The organism is Variovorax sp. Soil_C_12 (genome assembly GCF_057657375.1).
Window position 1 is genome coordinate 19,276 of the sequence record NZ_JBDGIO010000025.1, and the last position, 18,455, is coordinate 37,730.

The following is an 18,455-nucleotide window of genomic DNA, read 5'->3' on the forward strand; positions in this document are numbered from 1 at the left end:
GGTCCTCCCAGACCGAGAATCATGACGTCCATCTCTCCTGCCGTCCCGTCGAGCCTTCTGGCACTGCGCGACCAACTCGGCGCTTCCGCGGTGCTCTTCGGCGACGAGGTGCCCCAGCGCAACCGGAACGACTGGAGCACCCAGCCGCCCACGCTTCCGCTGGCCGTCGTGCGGCCGGTCGATGCGGCGGGCGTCTCCGCCGCGCTGGTGGCCTGCCGCGAGGCCGGCCTGCCGGTGGTGCCGCAGGGCGGGCTCACCGGCCTGTGCGGCGGCGCCCGGCCCGAAGACGGCTGGGTGGCGCTGTCGCTGGAGCGCATGGTCGGCATCGAGGAGATCGACCCGGCAAGCGCCACCATGACGGTGCGCGCCGGCACGCCGCTCGAGCTGGTGCAGCGCGCGGCGGCCGAAGCCGGCTTCTACTTCGCGCTGGATCTCGGCGCGCGCGGCTCCTGCGCCATCGGCGGCAACCTGTCGACCAATGCGGGCGGCAACCGCGTGATCCGCTACGGCATGGCGCGCGAGCTGGTGCTCGGCCTCGAGGTCGTGCTGCCCGACGGGACGGTGATGACCAGCCTCAACAAGATGCTGAAGAACAACGCCGGCTACGACCTCAAGCACCTGTTCATCGGCAGCGAGGGCACGCTGGGCATCATCACCCGGATCGTGCTGCGCCTGCATCCCCAGCCGGGCTGCACGCTCTCGGCACTGTGCGCCTTGCCCGACTACGACGGCGTGGTGCGCCTGCTGGCCGCCGCGCGCGGCGGACTGGGGCCACTGCTCTCAGCCTTCGAGGTGATGTGGCCGGACTATTGGCAGGTGGTGACCCAGCGGGTCGGCGTGCGCGACCCGCTCGCAGCTGGCACGCAGCACAGCCACTACGTGCTGGTCGAGGTCCAGGGAACCGACGAGGCCATCGACGGCCCGCGCTTCCAGCGCTGGCTCGAGCGCTTGATGGAGGAGGGCGCACTGGCCGATGCGGCAGTCGCCCAGTCGGTAGCAGACACGCAGTCCTTCTGGGCGCTGCGCGACGCCTGCGCGGAGTTCTTCCCCACGCTCGGGCCACACGTCTCCTACGACGTCGGCCTGGCCGTGAAGTCGATGGACGTTTACGTGCGAGCCTGCAAAGCCGCACTGGCCGCGCGCATCCCCGGCTGCGAGGCTGTCTATTACGGCCACATCGGCGACGGCAACCTGCACCTGGTGGCCTGGGTTCCCGGCCTGTCGATCGAGCATCAGCCCAAGGAGGCGATGGACGAAGTGATCTACGGCCTGGTGCGCGAGTTCGGCGGCACCGTGTCGGCCGAACACGGCATCGGCACGGTCAAGAAGCGCTGGCTCGGCCATGCCCGCAGTCCCGAGGAGATCGCGCTGATGAAGACGCTCAAGGCCGCCCTCGATCCCGCGGGCCTGCTCAACCCGGGCAAGGTGGTGTGAGCATGGCCGCCGTCTTCATCGACCGCGTGTTCAAGGGCATCGAAGCGGTGTTGGCCGCCCTGCTCCTGGGCATGGTGCTGATGGTGTTCGGCAACGTGGTGCTGCGCTACGCGTTCAACTCGGGCATCCAGGTGTCCGAGGAGCTGTCGCGCTTCTTCTTTGTCTGGCTCACCTTCATCGGCGCCATCGTTGCGATGCGCGACGGCACCCACCTGGGCATGGACGGGTTCGTCACCCGCCTGTCGCGGCGTGGCAAGCTCGCCTGCCTAGCGGCCAGCCAGACCATCGTGCTGGTCTGCTGCGTCATGCTGTTCTGGGGCACCTGGCAGCAGCACGAAGTCAACGCGACCACCAAGGCGCCGGTCACCGAGATCTCCATGATCTGGGTCTTCGGCATCGGCTATCTCACCAGCGTGGCCATCGGCGCTCACGCCTTGCACGCGCTGTGGCGCATCGCCACCGGCCGCTTGCGCGACGACGAACTGGTGCAGGTCACGGAGAGCGAGGAGATCCCGCACGACGCCGCCCACCCGGGGGCACGGCCATGACGATCGCCGTTTTCACGCTGTCGCTGCTCGGCGCCATGATGTTGGGCGCGCCGATCGCCTTCGCCCTGCTGATCTGCGCCGGCGCGTTGATGGTCGCCCAGGGCCAGATCGACACCACCATCCTCTCGCAGAAGCTGGTGGAGGGCGCGGACAGCTTCCCGCTGCTGGCCATTCCCTTCTTCATCCTGGCCGGCGAGCTGATGAACGCCGGCGGTATCTCGCGGCGCATCGTCAACTTCGCGCTGGCCTGGGTCGGCCATCTGCGCGGCGGCCTCGGCCTGGTGGCGATCTTCGCCTCGGTGGTGATGGCGGCGATCTCCGGCAGCGCGGCCGCCGATGCCGCGGCCATAGGCGCGATGCTGATCCCGATGATGCGCCAGGCCGGCTACGACGTGCCGCGCTCGGCCGGCCTGATCGCGGCCGGCGGCGTGATCGCGCCGGTGATCCCGCCCTCGATCGGGCTGATCGTGTTCGGCGTCATCGCCAACGTGTCGATCGGCAAGCTGTTCCTGGCCGGCATCGTGCCGGGGCTGATGATGGGCGCGTCGCTGGTCATCGCCTGGACGTGGGTGGCGCGGCGCGACAAGGTGAGCGTGCAGCCGCGCCAGTCGATGGCCGCGCGCGGCCGCGCCGCGGTCGACGGCTTCTGGGCGCTCCTGATGCCGCTGGGGATCATCGGCGGGCTGAAGTTCGGCGTGTTCACGCCGACCGAAGCCGGCGTCGCTGCCTGCGTCTATGCCTTCGTGCTCGGCGCGCTCGTCTATCGCGAACTGAACCTGCGCCAGTGCTACGGCTTGCTGGTGGCGGCCGCGAAGAGCACGGCCGTAGTGGTGTTCCTCATCGCCGCCGCACTGGTGTCGGCCTGGTTGATCACCACCTCCGAGGTGCCGGCGCAGGTGGCGGCGATGCTCGAGCCCTTCATGGGCAACAAGATCCTGCTGATGTTCGTGATCATGGTCATCGTGGTGATCGTCGGCACCGCGCTCGACTTCGCTCCCACGCTGATGATCCTCACGCCCGTGCTCATGCCGGTGGTCAAGCAGGCGGGCATCGACCCGGTCTACTTCGGCGTGCTGTTCATCATGAACAACGCCATCGGCCTCATCACGCCGCCGGTGGGCATCGTGCTCAACGTGATGTGCGGCGTGGCCAAGATCTCGATGAAGGAGCTGATGCGCGGCCTGTGGCCCTTCCTCTGGGCCGAGCTCATCGTGCTGTTGCTGCTCGTGCTCTTCCCTTCGCTGGTGCTGGTGCCGCTGAAGTGGCTGAGCTGATTTTTTTTACAAACAAGGAGACCTCCGATGCCGATCCATTCCCGCCTTTCCCGCTTCGCCGCCGTGGCCCTGGCTGCCGGCCTGGCCGCCGGTGCCGCGCAGGCCCAGTTCAAGGAACGCAACTTCCGCGTCTCCAACGGCGTGAGCAAGGAACACCCGATGGGCAACGGCCTGGCGAAGATGGGGGCCTGCACGCTCGAGAAGAGCGGCGGCAAGATGAAGATCCAGGCTTTCTGGGACGGCGCGCTCGGCAGCGACCTCACCGGCACGCAGAGCGTGCGCACCGGCTCGCTCGACATGGTGATCACGTCGACCGCGCCCGTGGTGTCCATCGTGCCGGCGCTGGGCGTCTTCGACCTGCCCTTCCTCTTCAACAACGCCGGCGAGGCCGACCAGGTGCTCGACGGCAAGGTCGGCGACTGGTTCTCCGCCAAGCTGCCGGCTGTCGGGCTGGTCAACCTGGCCTGGTGGGAGAACGGGTTTCGCCACACGACCAACTCGAAGCGGCCGATCACCAAGGTCGAGGATTTCGACGGCGTGAAGATGCGCGTGATGCAGAACACCATCTTCCTCGACACCTTCAAGACCCTGGGCACCAACGCCGTGCCGATGGCCTTCACCGAGGTCTATTCGGCGCTCGAGACCAAGACGGTGGACGGCCAGGAGAACCCCTTCACCAACATCGAGAACATGAAGTTCTACGAGGTGCAGAAGTACCTCACGCTGACCAAGCACGCCTACAGCCCGACGCTGGTGCTGTTCTCCAAGAAGATCTGGGACACGCTCTCGCCGCAGGAGCAGACGACGCTTCGCGAATGCGCGCTGCAGGGGCGCGACGAGCAGCGCCGCGCCAACCGCGCGATGGAAGCGCGCAGCGTGGACAACCTCAAGGCCAAGGGCATGGCGGTCAACGAGATCGCGCCGGCCGAGATGCAGCGCATCCGCGAGCGCTCGAGCGTGATCTACGAGCGGCACGCCAAGGCCATCGGCGACGAGGCGATCACGATGGTCTCCTCCGAGCTCAAGCGCATCCGCGGCAACTGAGCAAAGGGATCGACGATGAGTCTTTCGGGAAAGGTCGCCTGGGTCACCGGGGGCGGCAGCGGCATCGGTCTGGCCGGTGCCACGCAGCTGGCGCAAGCGGGCTGTCGGGTCGTCATCTCCGGGCGCGAGGCGCCCAAGCTCGACTCGGCCATCGCGGCCGCCGAGCGCCTGGGCGCGCCGCGCGGCTCGATCTCGGCCGCGCCGCTGGACGTGGCGGATGCCCGCGCCGTCGCGGCCGTCGCGCAGACCATCGAGGCCGAACTCGGGCGCGTCGACATCCTCGTCAACAGCGCCGGCATCAATTTCCCCAAGCGCTACTGGTGCGAGACCGACGGGCCCACCTTCGATCAGGTGGTCGCCGTCAACCTGAACGGCGCCACCTATTGCACGCTCGCGGTGGCCAAGGGCATGCGCGCGCGCCGCGAGGGAACGGTGATCAACGTCGCCTCCTTCGCGGGCTGGCACTACGAGTACCTGACCGGCCCCGCCTACACCGCCAGCAAGGCCGCGCTGATGGCGCTCACGCACTCCTTCAACATCGAGGAGTGCGTGAACGGCCTGCGCGCGACCGCGCTGTGCCCGGGCGAAGTCGCCACGCCGATCCTGAAGAAGCGGCCGGTCCAGCCGAGCGAGGCCGACAAGGCGCGCATGCTGCAGGAAGCCGACCTGGGGCGGACGATCCGCTTCATTGCCGAGATGCCGCCGCACGTCTGCATCAACGAGCTGGTGATCTCGCCGGTGTGGAACCGCACCTACGTCGCCGGAGAGGCGCTGCAGCGCAAGGCGGCGCCATGAAGCAGGCTGCGAGCGAGGGGCCGGTGGTGGCCGTCACCGGAGCGGGGCAGGGCATCGGCCGCGCGCTGGCGCGGGCCTTCGCCCGGCAGGGCGCGCGGGTTGTCGTCTCGGACATCGATGGCATGTCCTGCGCGTCCGCGGCGAGCGAACTGCAGGCCCTCGGCGTGCCGGCCGACGTGACGAATGCCGAGCATTGCGCGGCGCTGGTCGAGCGCGCGGTGGCGGTGCATGGCCGCCTCGACGTGATGATCTGCAACGCCGGCATCATGCAGCTGAAGCCGCTGCTCGAACTGGACGGCAAGGACTGGGACCGCATGCTCGGCGTCAACGTCAAGGGCAGCTTCCTCACGCTGCAGGCCGCGGCGCGGCAGATGCTGGCGCAGCCGCCGCTGGCCGAAGGTCGGCCGCGCGGCAAGATCCTGCTGATGGCGTCGATCGCCGGCCGCAGCGGCGCCGGCCCGATCGCCGCGGTGATCCCGCACTACCGCGCCAGCAAGGCGGCGGTGATCAGCCTCACCCAGTCGGCGGCCGTCGCCTTCGCGCCGCAGATCACCGTCAACGCGATCTGCCCCGGTCTGGTGGAGACCGACATGTGGCAGCGCATGGACCGCGACTGGAGTGCGCTGCAAGGCGTGCCCCGGGGCCAGGCGTGGCAGCAGCGTGTGGCCGCGGTGCCCATGGGCCGGGCGCAGACGCCGGAAGACGTGGCCGACCTGGCGATGTTCCTCGCCTCGCCCGCGGCGGATTACATGACGGGCCAGTCGATCAACATCGACGGCGGCCTGATGATGAACTGAGGCCCATGCATCCCGCACTGTCCCTGAAGGCCCTGCTCGCCGGCGCTTCCATCGTCGAGGCACCGGGCGCCTACGACGCGCTGAGCGCGCGGCAGATCGAGCGCGCCGGCTTCCCGGCCGTCTACATGACCGGCTTCGGCGCCACCGCGTCGCGGCTGGGCCAGCCCGACATCGGCCTCATGACGCAGACCGAGATGACCGGCCACGCGCGCGACATGGTGCGCGCCGTCGGCGTGCCGGTCATCGCCGATGCCGACACCGGCTACGGCGGCCCCTCGAACATCGAGCGCACGGTGCGCGAGTACGTCCAGTCCGGCGTGGCCGCCATCCACCTCGAGGACCAGGTGGCGCCGAAGCGCTGCGGCCAGATGGCCGGCATCCGCCTGATCGACGCGCGCGAGAACGAGCGGCGGCTGCGCTGCGCCGTGGCCGCGCGCGGCCACGATCCCATGCTGATCATCGGCCGCACCGATGCGCTGCCCGCCGCCGGCATCGACGAGGCGCTGGCGCGCGCCCGGCGCTGGCAGGACGCGGGCGTCGACCTGGTCTTCGTCGACGGCATCAAGAAGATCGCCGAGGTGGAAGCCGTGGCGCGGCACCTGCCGGGGCCGAAGATCGTCTCCATCGTCGACGGCAACGAGACCACCGCGCTGCGCGCGGCCGACCTGCAGGCCATGGGCTTCGCCGTGGTGCTGTACGCGGTGACGGCGCTCTTCAGTGCAGCGCTCGCCGTCGAGCAGGCGCTCGCGCGCCTGCGGCAGGACGGCACGCCACGCGATGTGCCGACGCTCGCCTATGCCGACTTCACCCGCGTGGTCGGCCTGCCGGATCACCAGCGCCTCGACGAGCAGTTCGGTGCCGACGGCTGAAGCGCGTTCTCTCTCTGGCCCCTTGTCTTCTCATCTGCGAAAGTCCCGACCTTGAACTCCGTCACTTCCGTTTCCTATTCCGGCATCTGGCCCGCGCTGCTGACCCCGCTCGACGAGAAGCTCGGCGTCGACATCCCGCGCTTCGCCTCCCATGCGCTGCGCCTGCTCGACGCCGGCTGCACCGGCATCACGCCCTTCGGCACCACCGGCGAAGGGCCGTCCTTCAGCGTGGCCGAGCGCATGGACGCGCTGGCCGGGCTGGTGGCGCGGGGCGTGCCGGCCGGGCGCATCCTGGCCTCCACCAGCTGCGCCGCGCTGCCGGACGCGCTGGCGCTGACCCGGCACGCGGTCGAGCTGGGCGCCTACGGCTGCCTGCTGCTGCCGCCCTTCTTCCTGAAGGGCGTGTCCGACCAGGGCGTGATCGATGCCTACCGCTGGATCATCGACGGCGTCGGCGACACGCGGCTGCGCGTGGTGCTCTATCACATCCCCCAGGTGGCGGCTGTCGGCCTGAGCCACCACGTGATCCGCACCCTGAAGACGCTGTACCCGGAGACCATCGTGGGCCTGAAGGACAGCGGCTGCCAGCGCGACGCTTCGCTGGCCTATGCCGAAGCCTTCATGCCGCCGATGCAGGTGTGGGTGGGCAACGAGCCGGACCTGCAGACCCTGGCCGCGCGCGGCAGCCTCGGCGCGGTGAGCGGCATCGCCAACGTCATGCCGCGCCTGGTGCAGCGGCTGGTGAAGGGCTCCGGCGAACCGGCGGTGGACCAGGAGCGCGTGCTCGCGCTGCTCCAGATCCTCGGCGGCTATGGACTCACGGCCGCCTTCAAGGGCGTGATGGCGCTGCTCGACGATGCACCGGGCTGGATGCGCGTGCGCCCGCCGCTGGTGGCGCTGGACGCGGCCGAATACGAACGGCTGGCCGCGCAGTTGCGCGCCTTCGGCATCGATCGCACGCGGGACTGAGCGCATGGCTGCCAGCGTGGTCTGCATCGCGAGCTGGAATGCCGATCTCGTGTCGCGGATTCCACGGCCGCTGGCGCGCGGCGAAACGCTGCTGGCCGACGCCTTCGAAATCAGCCCCGGCGGCAAGGGGTCGAACGCCGCGGTGGCCGCGGCGCGGCAGGGCGCCGCAGTGGCCGTGGTGGCGCGCATCGGCGACGACGAGTTCGGGCGCATGGCCCTCGGCCTGTGGCACGCCGAAGGCATCGACGTGCGCCATGTGGACATCGCCGCCGGCGAGCGCAGCGGCGTCGCTCAGATCCACGTGTTCGACGATGGCGACAACGCCATCGCCGTCTTCCCCGGCGCCGGCGCCGGCCTCGACGCGGTGCATGCCCGCGCCGCGGCCGGCACGATGGCGGTGTGCCGGGTGGTGATGGCCTCGTGCGAGGTGCCGCTGGCCTGCACGCTCCAGGCTTTCCGGCAGGCGCGCGCCCTCGGTGCGCTGGCCCTGCTCAATCCGGCGCCGGCGATGCCCTTGCCCGACGAGCTGTTGCCGCTGGTCGACGTGCTCACGCCCAACGAAGGCGAACTGATGGCCTTGGCCGGCTCCGGCGCGGCCTCCATCGACGAGGCGGCGGCGCTGTTGCTCGCTCGCGGTGTGGGGGCCATCGTGGTCACGCTGGGAAGCGCCGGCTGCCGGCTCTATCGGCGCGGCGAGGCGCCGCGAAACGAGCCCGGGCATCGCGTGCCGGTGGTGGACACGATCGGCGCGGGCGACACCTTCACCGGCGCCCTGGCCGCTGCGCTGGCGCGCGGCGAGTTGCTGCACCCGGCGATGCGCCGCGCCAACGCTGCGGCCGCGCTTTCGGTGCGAGGCCGTGGCGCGATCGGCGGCATGCCTCGGCCGCGCGAAGTGAGCGCGCTGCTCGCCGACCGCGACGCCTAGAAGCGCTACCGCGCCGGCAACTGGATCACGTTGCAGCTGCTTCCGCCGCCGCTGCCGTACTCCACGCGGCACACCAGGATGCGATTGCGCGCGGCATCCAGCATCCAGGCCACGGACGAATCGCCGGTTCCGGAGACGCCCAGCGGGATCAGCGTCGAGGGGGGCGGCGCCGCATGGACGGAACCGATGAACGCGAGCGCGATCGTCGCCAGGAATTTCGCAGGCATGGCAGCTCCTTGTGCAGGGGTGGGGCGAGCACTATGGTCCACGCGCTCCCCTGGCGCAATCGGCGGCCGTCGACCGGCCGCAGAGATCGCTTCAGAAGTCGACCAGGCTCAGCCCGATGCTGAGCACCGCGCGCTTGCGGTTGTAGTCGACCAGCGTGTCGCCGTAGCCGTAGAACAGCTGCGTGTGGAAGCGCAGGTTGCTCCGGTTCGAGTCGCCGATGGGCTTGAGCCACTCGAGCCGGATCGATCCGCGGCCGCTCTCGCGCAGGTTGTTGCGCAGCGTCATGGCCAGCGTGTTCCCGTTGTCGACATTCCAGCGGCCCGTGATTTCGGCGCGGCCGATGTAGTTCGAGATGTCGGGGTTGTCGTCGTCCGCCGCACTTTCGTGCAAGCGCTTCCAGATGCGCCCGGTGATCGTGAAGCGGTCGTCCAGCTCCACGCCGCCCATCAGGTAGAGCCGGTTCCAGCTGCGCGAGTAGGGCAGGCTCTGGCCATTGGACTGGTGCACCAGCCCGACGCCTGCATAGCGCCAGCGCCAGCCGCCCGGCAGCCGGTAGTCCGTGGGGTAGACGTAGATCAGCTCGGGCTCGTGGTCGGTGCTGCGGAAAGGCCGCGAGATGTCGCCGTTGAAAAGCTGCCAGGTCGATTGCTGGCTGTAGCCGAACCACAGCGAGTCCTTCTTGACCGGGTCGTCCTGCGTGAGCATGCCCTGGGCGAGCTTGGTGCGCACGGAGAGGCCGATGCGCATCTCGTTGGCCTGGTAGGGGATGAAGGTGCCGGTGTGGCCGGGCGCGGGCGAGGTCGGGGTGTCGGGCTTGTGGTTCGCGGTCGAGAAAGACACGTTGAGCGGCCGGTAGCTGCGGAAGCTGAAGGTGCCGCAGTCGCTGCCGTTCTCCAGCTCCCAGAAGCGCGAAAGCGCGGAGTACTGGCTGTCGCGGCAGCCCTCCTCGGTCGCAACCGAGACCACGCGCGTGGCCGGCACGGCGGCGTCCACCGGCGCGGGCGGCTGCGTGGTGGCGAGCACCGGCGGCGCCGCCGGCATCTGGGCCGCCGGGAGCGTCTGCTGCTGGGCCCAGCGGTCGAAGCAGGCCAGGCGCGCTTCCTTGTCGTTCGCGAGCCGCTGGCACTGCTGCCAGGTCAGCTCCGCGTCGGCCAGCGGGCTCGCCGGCTTCGGCGCCGGCTGGGCTTGCGCGAGCCCCATGCCGAGGCCGGCAATGAGCGCTGCGAGGGGAGTGATGCGTGTGTTCTTCATTGCCAACTGCCAGTCTTGTTCAGCACGAAGGGATGCGTGCTGTCGTCGGACGCGTTGCGCCACGTTCCCTTGAATTCCTTGCCGCAGGAGCCCGCCTGCAGCTCGCCCAGCCAGTTGCCGCTGATGGCGCGGCCATCCAGCGACTCGTCGATGTTGAGCAGGCCCTCGTCGTCGATGTCGCCCGCGAGCTGCGCCACCGAAGGCGGCCTGCCGCCGCGCTCGCGCGTGATGGTGCCGCGCACGCCTTCGTACTCGGGATGCTTCCCCAGCTGCACGCGCGCGATGCCGGGTTCGCCTTCGATGCGCGCCTCCCACTGGCCGTAGAGTGCGCCCACCGGCAGCTCGCGGCCGTTCGCGGGGCAGGCCGGCTGGGCCAGGGCGCCGCCCGCGGCCAGGACCAGCGCCAGCACCAGCGCGCCCTTCATGAGCCCGCTGCGGCCGCTGCTGCCGCCGCCGCTGCGCTGTCCTGGGCCTTGCGCGCGAACTCGGCGCGCAGGGCCTTGAGCTTCTCGCGCGGATCTTCCTTGATGGTCTTCTTGTCGAGCGCCATTTCGGCGATGAAGCGGCTGGGCTGCGCCGGCACCATCTCGCGGCCCTGCTTGCGGCGCTTGGTCCAGCTCACGGCCAGGCTGCGCTGCGCGCGCGTGATGCCCACGTACATCAGGCGGCGCTCCTCCTGCAGGCGCTGCAGGGTGTCGTCGCTGACCTTCAGCTGGCGGCCGCCGTCGTCCTCGAGCTTGAAGGGCAGCAGGCCCTCGTTCACGCCGATCAGCATCACGTGCGGCCACTCCAGGCCCTTGGACGCATGCAGCGTGGAAAGCGTGACCACGTTCTGATCCTTCTCGCGCTCGCTGATGGTGGAGAGCAGCGAGATGGTCTGCGCCACCTCCAGCAGGCTCTTGCGCTCGTTCTCGACCGTCGCCCCGGAGGCGTCGGCGATCTGCCCGCCGCAGCGCTGCGACATCCAGTCGCAGAACTCGAGCACGTTGGTCCAGCGGCTGGCCGCGGCCTGCTCGCTCTCCTCGCCGTCGTAGAGGTGCTTCTCGTATTCGATGTCCTTGAGCCAGTCGGCCAGGAAGGCGCGCGCATCCTCGGCGCCCATGGTGCGGCGCGCGCGGTATTCGAGGTCGTTGATGTAGCGGCCGAACTCGTGCAGCCCTTCCATGCCCCGCTTGGCCATCACGGCGGGCAGCGAGGGCGAGAACAGGGCCTCGAACAGGCTCAGCTTGTACTGGCTCGCGAAGGTGCCCAGGCTGGCCAGCGTGGTGTGGCCGATGCCGCGCTTGGGCGTGGTCACGGCGCGCAGAAAGGCCGGGTCGTCGTCGTTGTTGACCCACAGCCGGAACCAGCCGCACAGGTCCTTGATCTCGGCGCGGTCGAAGAAGCTCTGGCCGCCCGAGACCTTGTAGGGGATCTGCGCGCGGCGCAGCGCCTGCTCGAACACGCGCGCCTGGTGGTTGGCGCGGTAGAGGATCGCGAAGTCGCGGAATTCCTTGAACTGCTGGCCCTGCGTGGTGGCGTCGCCGCCGCGCAGGCTCTGGATGCGCGCCACGGTGCGCTCGGCCTCGTGCGCCTCGGTGTCGGCATCGACCACGCGCACCGGCTCGCCCTCGCCGAGCTCGCTGAACAGCGTCTTGGGGAACAGCTTGGGGTTCGGGCCGATCACGTTGTTGGCCGCGCGCAGGATGGCGCTGGTGCTGCGGTAGTTCTGCTCGAGCTTGATCACCTTGAGCGTGGGGAAGTCCACCGGCAGCTTGCGCAGGTTGTCCAGCGTGGCGCCGCGCCAGCCGTAGATCGACTGGTCGTCGTCACCCACCGCGGTGAAGCGGCCGCGCTGCCCGACCAGCGCCTTCAGCACCTCGTACTGCGTGGCGTTGGTGTCCTGGTATTCGTCGACCAGCACGTGGCCGAGGGCAGCCTGCCACTTGGCGCGCACGTCCTCGTGCTGCTGCAGCAGCTTGAGCGGCATGCCGATCAGGTCGTCGAAGTCCACGCTCTGGTAGGCGACCAGGCGCTCCTCGTAGCGCGCCATGATGCGCGCCGTGATGCGCTCGTTGTCGTCCGCGGCCTGGGCCTCGGCCTGCGCGGCATTGAGGCCCATGTTCTTCCACTTGCTGATGGTCCACTGCCAGATGCGCGCGGTCGCGGCATCGGTGGTGCCGCCGGCATCCTTGAGGATCTTGGTGACGTCGTCGCTGTCCAGGATGCTGAAGGCCGGCTTCAGGCCCAGCACGCCGCCGTCCTCGCGCATCATGCGCACGCCCAGCGCATGGAAGGTGCAGACCACCACCTTGTTCGCGTCGCGCCCGATCAGGCCCTTGGCGCGCTCGCGCATCTCGGCCGCCGCCTTGTTGGTGAAGGTGATGGCCGCGATGCGCTTCGGTTCCAGCCCCGCCTGGATCAGGCGCGCAATCTTGTGCGTGATGACGCGCGTCTTGCCCGAGCCCGCGCCGGCGAGCACCAGGCAGGGGCCATGAAGGTAGTTGACCGCTTCTTGCTGCGCGAGATTGAGACCGGAGGACATGGAGGGGGGAAGGGGGAGCGCAAAGCGGGCAATGATACGGGGCCGGCGTTATGCAAGGCTGTGTGAAAGCTGTGTCGCCATGTGCCAGGGCGACAATCGCCCGCGTGCTGCACATCCTCGCCGTCACCCTCCCTTTTTTCGCCTTGATTGCGGCCGGCTATGCGGCCGCACGCAGCGGCGCGCTGCCGCTGGCGGCGATTCCGGGCCTCAACGCCTTCGTGCTCTATTTCGCGCTGCCCTGCATGCTGTTCCGCTTCGGCGCGGGCGCACCGATCGCACAGCTGCTCGATGCCGGCGTGGCGCTCGTGTGGGGCACTTGCGCGCTGCTCGCGGTCGGCGCCACGGTGGGGCTGGCGCGCCGCCAGGGCCTGGCCTGGAACGACGCGGCCTTCGGCGCGCTGGTGGCCGCTTTCCCCAACACCGGCTTCATGGGGCTGCCGCTCCTGATCGCCATCCTGGGGGCGCAGGCGGCCTCGCCGATGATCATCACCATTGCCTTCGACCTGGTGCTGACCTCCTCGCTGTGCATCGCCCTGTCGCGCCTCGACGGGGCCGGCGCGCAGGGCGCGGCCCGGGCGGCGCGGCAGGCGCTGCGCGGCATCGTGCAGAACCCGATGCCCTGGGCGATCCTGCTCGGCGGGCTGGTCTCGGCGACCGGCCTCGCGCTGCCGGGGCCGGCGGAGCGCACGATCGCGATGCTGGGCGACGCCGCCTCGCCGGTGGCGCTGTTCACCATCGGCGCCGTGCTGGCCCGCTCGGCCCTGCTGGCGCGCGAGCATCGCGCCAGCGCGCGCGTGGCCGAAGCCATGGGCAGCGGGGTGCGGGCGCCTTCGCCGGCGCGGACTGCCGACCTGCTGTCGGTGGCCGCGATCAAGATGCTGGTGCATCCCCTGCTGGTCTATGGGGTGGCGCGCGCCGCGACGGCGCTGGGCCTGCCGCTCGAGCGCAATGCGCTGGTCGCCATCGTGCTGGTGGCCGCGCTGCCGAGCGCGAGCAACGTGGCCATGCTGGCCGAGCGCTTCGGCGCCGACAGCGGGCGCATCGCGCGCATCATTTTGTGGACCACCGTGGCGGCCTTCTTCAGCTTTCCGCTCGCGGTGGGCTGGGTGCGTTGAGCTTCAGGGCGTGAGCACGCCGAGCTTGTAGGGGTCGGCGTCGGACAGCAGCTCGCAGCGCGACGTGTCGTGCCCCTGCGTGCCGTCGCAGTAGAAGCTGTTGCAGACGCGGCCGAAGAGGGTGGGCGTGGAGGTGAAGAGCACGCCGTGACCGGGCTGCCAGCGTTCCCTGGGCGCGCCGGCGGTCTCGGGCTGCTCGGCCGGCGCCGCGGTGAATTCGGCCAGGGTCTTCTGCGCCTCTTCGCCGCGCCAGCGGCTGGCGAGCTCCTCGGGGCGGGGCCGCGCGGCCACCGGGATCAGCAGGCCGTTGACCTGGAATCCGCGCCCGAAGCGGTGCTCCTTGCGGGCCAGGAAGGCATAGGCGCAGGCCGCGTGGCACTGGCCCTTCATCTCCGTGTTGACGCCGCTGGCGCGGATCGCGCGGGCGTATTCGCCGGCCGCCTCGGCCGTGCCGCCCAGGGAGTCCTCGAACACCACCGTGCGCACCTTGCCGTTGCCGAGCTGCTCGACGAAGCGCTGGACCGCACTGCCGTCGAGCATGCCGCTGACCAGCAGGCGGTTGCCTTCCAGCTCGATCTCCGCCGCCTGCACGCTCCAGCTCACGCCCGCCAGAGCCACACCCCCGAGGACCATCGACCAGCTTTTCACGCCAGGACCTTCCGTTGCGGCCCGTTCAGGGCCATGTCAGAGCTTCGACGTCGATTTCGAGCGGCGTCAACCCATGTTTCAGAATATTGCCTACACACCCCCGGCGGCTATTGGCTGATAGTGCTAGCTATACCGTTCGACTAATTCTTCTGTTTGCAAATGCCCTGCTAAAGTGGCGTCAAAACCTTGGGGGAAAACTGCCATGACGACTTGGATGCGCTGGATGCTGTGGGTGGCATGCCTTGCCACGGTAGCTTGGCTTTGGCACGCGGGCGCCCTGAGCGCCGGCACGGCGCTCGCGACCGGCGCCGTCAGCCTTCTTCTCTTCGTCTGGCGCGGCCACCCCCACCGCAGGCGCCGCACGGCCTTGCAGTACATCGAGATGGGCAAGCAGCCGATCGGGCTGCACTGAAGCCTCGCCGGGCCCTCGCCCGGTTCAGATGCTGTGGGGGTCGACGTCGACCAGCCAGCGGATCACGCCCTTGCCTTCGGGCTGCTTGCGCAGTTCGTGCAGCAGCGGCTGCCAGGCCGCAAGCAGGCGCTGCAGCGCGGCGCGCGAAGCGCTCTCGACCAGCAGCTGCGCCCGTTCCACGTTGGCCACACGCTGGATCGCATGTGGCACGGCGCAATAGCGGGTCACATGCTGCGCACCCTCCAGCCCCTCGGCCGCCGCGCCGGCGGCATTGAGGAAGCCCTGCGCCGCCTCCTGCGTGCGGGCATCGGCGCGCAGCAGGGCCTGGAAGGCAAAGGGCGGCATCCCGGCGGCGGCGCGCTCCTCCAGCTCGCGCTGGGCGAAGGCGGGGTAGTCGTGTCGGCGAAGGGCGGCGAAGAGGGCGTGCTGCGGGTGGTGGGTCTGGATCCACATCTCGGCGGTCGTTCCCTGCGCCGACAGATAGGCCGCGTCCCGCCCCGCGCGCCCCGCCGATTGCATGAGCAGGCCGAACAGGCGCTCGGGCGCGCGGAAGTCGCTGGAGAAGAGGGCCCCGTCGGGGTTGGCCGCCGCCACCAGCGTGATGCGCCGGAAGTCATGGCCCTTGGCGATCATCTGCGTGCCCACCAGCACGTCGACCTCGCCGGCGTGCACCGCGGCCAGCTGCGACTCGAGCGCGCCCTGCCGGCGCGTGCTGTCGGCGTCGATGCGGGCGATGCGCACCGGGCTGCCGTCGGGCCGCTTCACGCCGGCGAACAGTTCGCCCAGGTGCTCCTCGAGCCGCTCCGTGCCGCGGCCCACCGGGGCGATGTCGGGGTTGCCGCAGGCCGGGCAGGCGCGCGGCACGCGCTCGGTGAAGCCGCAATGGTGGCAGCGCAGCGTGCGGTCGATCTTGTGGAACACGCGGAAGGCGCTGCAGTGCGGGCATTCGCTCTTCCAGTCGCAGTCGCCGCAGGCCAGCACCGGCGCGTAGCCGCGCCGGTTGAGGAACACCATGCTCTGTTCGCCGCGCGCCACCCGCTGGCCGATGGCGTCGAGCAGCGCGGCGGACAGCACGGTGCGCGGCGGCTCCAGGCCCATGTCGACCAGCCGCACCGTGGGCAGCGCCGCGGTGCCGATGCGCGACGGCATCGCCAGGCGCACGTAGCGCCCGCCGCCATCCTCGCCCGCGGCCGGCCGGCTCTGGTGCCAGCTCTCCAGCGAGGGCGTGGCCGAGCCCAGCATCACCTTCGCGCCCTCGCGCCGGCCGCGCCAGACGGCCAGGTCGCGGGCCGAGTAGCGCGCGCCTTCCTGCTGCTTGTAGCTGGGGTCGTGCTCCTCGTCGACCACGATCAGCTTGAGCGCGGGCATCGAGGCGAACACCGCCATCCGGGTGCCCAGCACGATGCGCGCCCCCCCGCCGTGGGCCGCCAGCCAGCTGGCCAGGCGCTGGGGATTCGTCATGCCGCTGTGCAGCGACACCACGGCGCCGCTGCCGAAGCGGTCCTTGAAGCGCGCCTCCAGCTGCGGCGTCAGATTGATCTCGGGCACCATCACCAGCGCCTGGGCTTCCGGCTCGCGTTCGAGCAGCGCCGCGACGGCCTGGAGGTAGACCTCGGTCTTGCCGCTGCCGGTGCTGCCGAAGAGCAGGAAGGGGCCGCTTTCGGCGTCGAAGCGCGCCAGGGCCTGCGCCTGCTCCGGGGTCAATGCCGGGCCGCCGGGGGAAGCCGCGGCGGCGGCGGGCGCTGTCTGCCGCTTGAGGCGTCGCGCCAGCTGCACCGTGCTCAGGTCGCGCAGCTGCGGCGGCAGCGCGGCCAGCGCGATCTCGCCCAGCGAGCGCTGGTAGTAGCGGGCGGCAAAGGTCACCAGGTCGCGCCAGCCCGCGCCCAGCGGCGGCAGCGCGTCCAGCACGGCGCCGATGGGCTTGAGTTCCACTGGCGCCGCCGCATCGCCCCGCGTCCCGGCGGGCTGGGCCGACCACACCACCCCGAGCACCTCGCGGCGGCCCAGCGGCACCCGCACCAGTGCGCCGGGCGCGACAGGCAGGGGGCTGGCGTAGCTCAGTACATCCCCTAATGCGCTGTGCGCCGGAGTCTGAACGGCGACCTCGAGACGCCAGTTCAAGACACCCTTCCGTTCGGAGCGATGGTTAAAGGAACTTGGAGCAAAGCAGCCTAAGTCGTTGATTTGCCTGCGCTTTGAAAGCCATCCAGAGTTACTGTGGATAACTTTGTTGATATCGGGCCTCGACACGCTGCCAGCCCTTGAGAATCAAGGCTCCCGCTGGAATGCCCGCAAAAAAAGCAAAACTCAAAATCCATATAAATCAATAACTTAGCGGCGCTATCGCTTTAGGAGCGGGGGCGGCTGGCCCTCAGATGATTTTTCGCTCCGCTACCATGGTTTTGTGCATAAGTCAGTCCGTCCTCACCATTTTCGAACTTGACAAACGCGCGACCCGCGATCTCAGGTGCTTACAAGCCATAACGGCCTCAGAGGCCGCGCAGGGCGCGGGACTGCGCGTGGACTGCGGCCACCAGCGCGGCGACGTGGTCGGGTGGGGTGAACTGGCTGATTCCATGCCCCAGGTTGAAGATGTGGGTCGGTCCGCTCGACGCGGTGTCGCAGTGCGGCCGGCCGAAGGCCTGCAGCACCTTCGCGACCTCGGCCTCGATCCGCTCGGGCGGGGCGAACAGCACGTTGGGATCGATGTTGCCCTGCAGGGCCTTGCCGCCCTCGCCTTCGCCCACCAGCGTGCGGGCGCGGCCGAGGTTGACGGTCCAGTCCAGGCCCAGCACCTCGCAGTCCAGAGCGCGCATGGCCTCCAGCCAGAGCCCGCCGCCCTTGGTGAAGACGATGCGCGGCACGGGCTGGCCGTCCGCGCCCTGGCGCTGGAGCTGCGACAGCACACGGGCGGTGTAGGCCAGGCTGAAGTCCTGGAACGCGCCGTCGGCCAGCACGCCGCCCCAGCTGTCGAAGATCATCACGGCCTGCGCGCCGGCGTCGATCTGGGCGTTGAGGTAGGCCGCCACCGCATCGGCATTCACCGCGAGCAGGCGGTGCATGAGGTCGGGGCGGCTGTAGAGCAGGGTCTTGACCAGGCGGTAGTCGCTCGAGCCGGCGCCCTCGACCATGTAGCAGGCCAGCGTCCAGGGGCTGCCGGAGAAGCCGATCAGCGGCACGCGGCCGTCGAGGGCGCGGCGGATCGAGGCGACGGCGTCGAAGACATAGCGCAGCTTGTCCATGTCCGGCACCTCGAGCGCGCCGATGGCCGCCTCGTCGCGCACCGGCCGCGCAAAACGCGGGCCCTCGCCGGCCTCGAAGGACAGGCCCAGGCCCATCGCGTCGGGCACCGTGAGGATGTCGGAGAACAGGATCGCCGCGTCGAGCGGATAGCGCGCCAGCGGCTGCAGCGTGACCTCGGTGGCGTAGTCCACGTGGGTCGCCAGCCCCATGAAGCTGCCGGCCCGCGCGCGCGTCGCCACATATTCAGGCAGGTAGCGCCCGGCCTGGCGCATCAGCCAGACGGGCGTGTGGTCGGTGGCCTGGCGCCAGCAGGCGCGCAGGAAAGCGTCGTTCTTCAGGGGGGCGAAAGGCATCCCGCGATTGTCGCAGGGGCCTTCGC

18 protein-coding genes are annotated in these 18,455 nt (G+C 70.0%); 11 read left to right on the forward strand and 7 right to left on the reverse strand.

Annotated features, from left to right (window positions below):
* The first annotated feature begins 21 nt into the window (after positions 1–21).
* The 9 genes from AC3A6X_RS34665 to AC3A6X_RS34705 are packed head-to-tail and all read left to right on the forward strand — an operon-like array spanning position 22 to position 8,655.
* Positions 22–1,434: an FAD-binding oxidoreductase gene (locus AC3A6X_RS34665; RefSeq protein ID WP_487846408.1), complete on the forward strand. Its 1,413-nt coding sequence runs from the start codon at positions 22–24 to the stop codon at positions 1,432–1,434.
* Between the two features lie 2 nt (positions 1,435–1,436).
* The gene (locus AC3A6X_RS34670) at positions 1,437–1,982 is read left to right on the forward strand and encodes a TRAP transporter small permease (RefSeq protein ID WP_487846409.1); all 546 of its coding nucleotides are present in this window, start codon (positions 1,437–1,439) and stop codon (positions 1,980–1,982) included.
* Positions 1,979–3,256, forward strand: a complete 1,278-nt coding sequence (locus AC3A6X_RS34675) for a TRAP transporter large permease (protein WP_309974167.1) — start codon at positions 1,979–1,981, stop codon at positions 3,254–3,256. The genes AC3A6X_RS34670 and AC3A6X_RS34675 overlap by 4 nt, the downstream gene beginning before the upstream one ends.
* Before the next feature lie 27 nt (positions 3,257–3,283).
* The gene (locus AC3A6X_RS34680; RefSeq protein ID WP_487846410.1) at positions 3,284–4,300 is read left to right on the forward strand and encodes a TRAP transporter substrate-binding protein; all 1,017 of its coding nucleotides are present in this window, start codon (positions 3,284–3,286) and stop codon (positions 4,298–4,300) included.
* 15 nt (positions 4,301–4,315) lie between these two features.
* Positions 4,316–5,095: an SDR family oxidoreductase gene (locus AC3A6X_RS34685; RefSeq protein WP_487846411.1), complete on the forward strand. Its 780-nt coding sequence runs from the start codon at positions 4,316–4,318 to the stop codon at positions 5,093–5,095.
* Entirely contained in the window at positions 5,092–5,892 is an 801-nt protein-coding gene (locus tag AC3A6X_RS34690) for an SDR family NAD(P)-dependent oxidoreductase (protein WP_487846412.1), read from the forward strand. The genes AC3A6X_RS34685 and AC3A6X_RS34690 overlap by 4 nt, the downstream gene beginning before the upstream one ends.
* 5 nt (positions 5,893–5,897) lie before the next feature.
* Entirely contained in the window at positions 5,898–6,761 is an 864-nt protein-coding gene (locus tag AC3A6X_RS34695) for an isocitrate lyase/PEP mutase family protein (protein ID WP_487846413.1), read from the forward strand.
* 51 nt (positions 6,762–6,812) lie between these two features.
* On the forward strand, positions 6,813–7,730 hold the full coding sequence (locus tag AC3A6X_RS34700) for a dihydrodipicolinate synthase family protein (protein ID WP_487846414.1): 918 nt from the start codon (positions 6,813–6,815) through the stop codon (positions 7,728–7,730).
* Between the two features lie 4 nt (positions 7,731–7,734).
* On the forward strand, positions 7,735–8,655 hold the full coding sequence (locus tag AC3A6X_RS34705; protein WP_487846415.1) for a ribokinase: 921 nt from the start codon (positions 7,735–7,737) through the stop codon (positions 8,653–8,655).
* A gap of 5 nt (positions 8,656–8,660) precedes the next feature.
* On the opposite strand, the gene AC3A6X_RS34710 is transcribed toward AC3A6X_RS34705, so the two are convergent.
* From AC3A6X_RS34710 to AC3A6X_RS34725, 4 genes are all read right to left on the reverse strand, one after another.
* A complete protein-coding gene (locus AC3A6X_RS34710; protein ID WP_487846416.1) occupies positions 8,661–8,882 on the reverse strand; it encodes a hypothetical protein in 222 nt (73 codons plus the stop codon).
* Positions 8,883–8,973: 91 nt separating this feature from the next.
* Positions 8,974–10,134 carry a phospholipase A gene (locus AC3A6X_RS34715; RefSeq protein ID WP_487846417.1) on the reverse strand — a complete coding sequence of 387 codons (1,161 nt, stop codon included), beginning with the start codon at positions 10,132–10,134 and terminating at the stop codon, positions 8,974–8,976.
* The gene (locus tag AC3A6X_RS34720) at positions 10,131–10,559 is read right to left on the reverse strand and encodes a hypothetical protein (protein WP_487846418.1); all 429 of its coding nucleotides are present in this window, start codon (positions 10,557–10,559) and stop codon (positions 10,131–10,133) included. Before AC3A6X_RS34720 ends, AC3A6X_RS34715 begins: the two co-directional genes overlap by 4 nt.
* Positions 10,556–12,658 (reverse strand): ATP-dependent helicase, encoded by a 2,103-nt coding sequence (locus tag AC3A6X_RS34725; protein ID WP_487846419.1) that lies wholly within the window; start codon positions 12,656–12,658, stop codon positions 10,556–10,558. The genes AC3A6X_RS34720 and AC3A6X_RS34725 overlap by 4 nt, the downstream gene beginning before the upstream one ends.
* Positions 12,659–12,762: 104 nt before the next feature.
* Here AC3A6X_RS34725 and AC3A6X_RS34730 point away from each other — a divergent pair, with 104 nt between their 5' ends.
* A complete protein-coding gene (locus tag AC3A6X_RS34730) occupies positions 12,763–13,773 on the forward strand; it encodes an AEC family transporter (RefSeq protein WP_487846420.1) in 1,011 nt (336 codons plus the stop codon).
* A gap of 3 nt (positions 13,774–13,776) precedes the next feature.
* Here the strand turns inward: AC3A6X_RS34730 and AC3A6X_RS34735 are convergent, their stop codons facing one another.
* Positions 13,777–14,421, reverse strand: coding sequence for a hypothetical protein (locus AC3A6X_RS34735; RefSeq protein WP_487846421.1), 645 nt, complete (start codon positions 14,419–14,421; stop codon positions 13,777–13,779).
* Positions 14,422–14,623: 202 nt separating this feature from the next.
* Between AC3A6X_RS34735 and AC3A6X_RS34740 the strand changes: the two genes are divergently transcribed.
* Entirely contained in the window at positions 14,624–14,833 is a 210-nt protein-coding gene (locus tag AC3A6X_RS34740) for a hypothetical protein (protein ID WP_487846422.1), read from the forward strand.
* Between the two features lie 24 nt (positions 14,834–14,857).
* Here AC3A6X_RS34740 and priA read toward each other — a convergent pair whose 3' ends face one another.
* Together priA and hemE are read right to left on the reverse strand one after the other, a co-directional pair.
* Positions 14,858–16,954: a replication restart helicase PriA gene (gene priA / locus AC3A6X_RS34745; protein WP_487846423.1), complete on the reverse strand. Its 2,097-nt coding sequence runs from the start codon at positions 16,952–16,954 to the stop codon at positions 14,858–14,860.
* Between the two features lie 368 nt (positions 16,955–17,322).
* On the reverse strand, positions 17,323–18,429 hold the full coding sequence (hemE, locus tag AC3A6X_RS34750) for a uroporphyrinogen decarboxylase (RefSeq protein ID WP_487846424.1): 1,107 nt from the start codon (positions 18,427–18,429) through the stop codon (positions 17,323–17,325).
* Between the last annotated feature and the right edge of the window lie 26 nt (positions 18,430–18,455).

Bases quoted from the DNA above. Each gene is read 5' to 3' on its own strand.
- AC3A6X_RS34695 (WP_487846413.1), top strand. From the start codon at position 5,898: ATGCATCCCGCACTGTCCCTGAAGGCCCTGCTCGCCGGCGCTTCCATC.
- AC3A6X_RS34690 (WP_487846412.1), top strand. From the start codon at position 5,092: ATGAAGCAGGCTGCGAGCGAGGGGCCGGTGGTGGCCGTCACCGGAGCG.
- AC3A6X_RS34680 (WP_487846410.1), top strand. From the start codon at position 3,284: ATGCCGATCCATTCCCGCCTTTCCCGCTTCGCCGCCGTGGCCCTGGCT.
- AC3A6X_RS34720 (WP_487846418.1), bottom strand. From the start codon at position 10,559: ATGAAGGGCGCGCTGGTGCTGGCGCTGGTCCTGGCCGCGGGCGGCGCC.
- hemE (WP_487846424.1), bottom strand. From the start codon at position 18,429: ATGCCTTTCGCCCCCCTGAAGAACGACGCTTTCCTGCGCGCCTGCTGG.
- AC3A6X_RS34665 (WP_487846408.1), top strand. From the start codon at position 22: ATGACGTCCATCTCTCCTGCCGTCCCGTCGAGCCTTCTGGCACTGCGC.
- AC3A6X_RS34670 (WP_487846409.1), top strand. From the start codon at position 1,437: ATGGCCGCCGTCTTCATCGACCGCGTGTTCAAGGGCATCGAAGCGGTG.
- AC3A6X_RS34740 (WP_487846422.1), top strand. From the start codon at position 14,624: ATGACGACTTGGATGCGCTGGATGCTGTGGGTGGCATGCCTTGCCACG.
- AC3A6X_RS34685 (WP_487846411.1), top strand. From the start codon at position 4,316: ATGAGTCTTTCGGGAAAGGTCGCCTGGGTCACCGGGGGCGGCAGCGGC.
- AC3A6X_RS34715 (WP_487846417.1), bottom strand. From the start codon at position 10,134: ATGAAGAACACACGCATCACTCCCCTCGCAGCGCTCATTGCCGGCCTC.
- AC3A6X_RS34675 (WP_309974167.1), top strand. From the start codon at position 1,979: ATGACGATCGCCGTTTTCACGCTGTCGCTGCTCGGCGCCATGATGTTG.
- AC3A6X_RS34725 (WP_487846419.1), bottom strand. From the start codon at position 12,658: ATGTCCTCCGGTCTCAATCTCGCGCAGCAAGAAGCGGTCAACTACCTT.
- AC3A6X_RS34705 (WP_487846415.1), top strand. From the start codon at position 7,735: ATGGCTGCCAGCGTGGTCTGCATCGCGAGCTGGAATGCCGATCTCGTG.
- AC3A6X_RS34710 (WP_487846416.1), bottom strand. From the start codon at position 8,882: ATGCCTGCGAAATTCCTGGCGACGATCGCGCTCGCGTTCATCGGTTCC.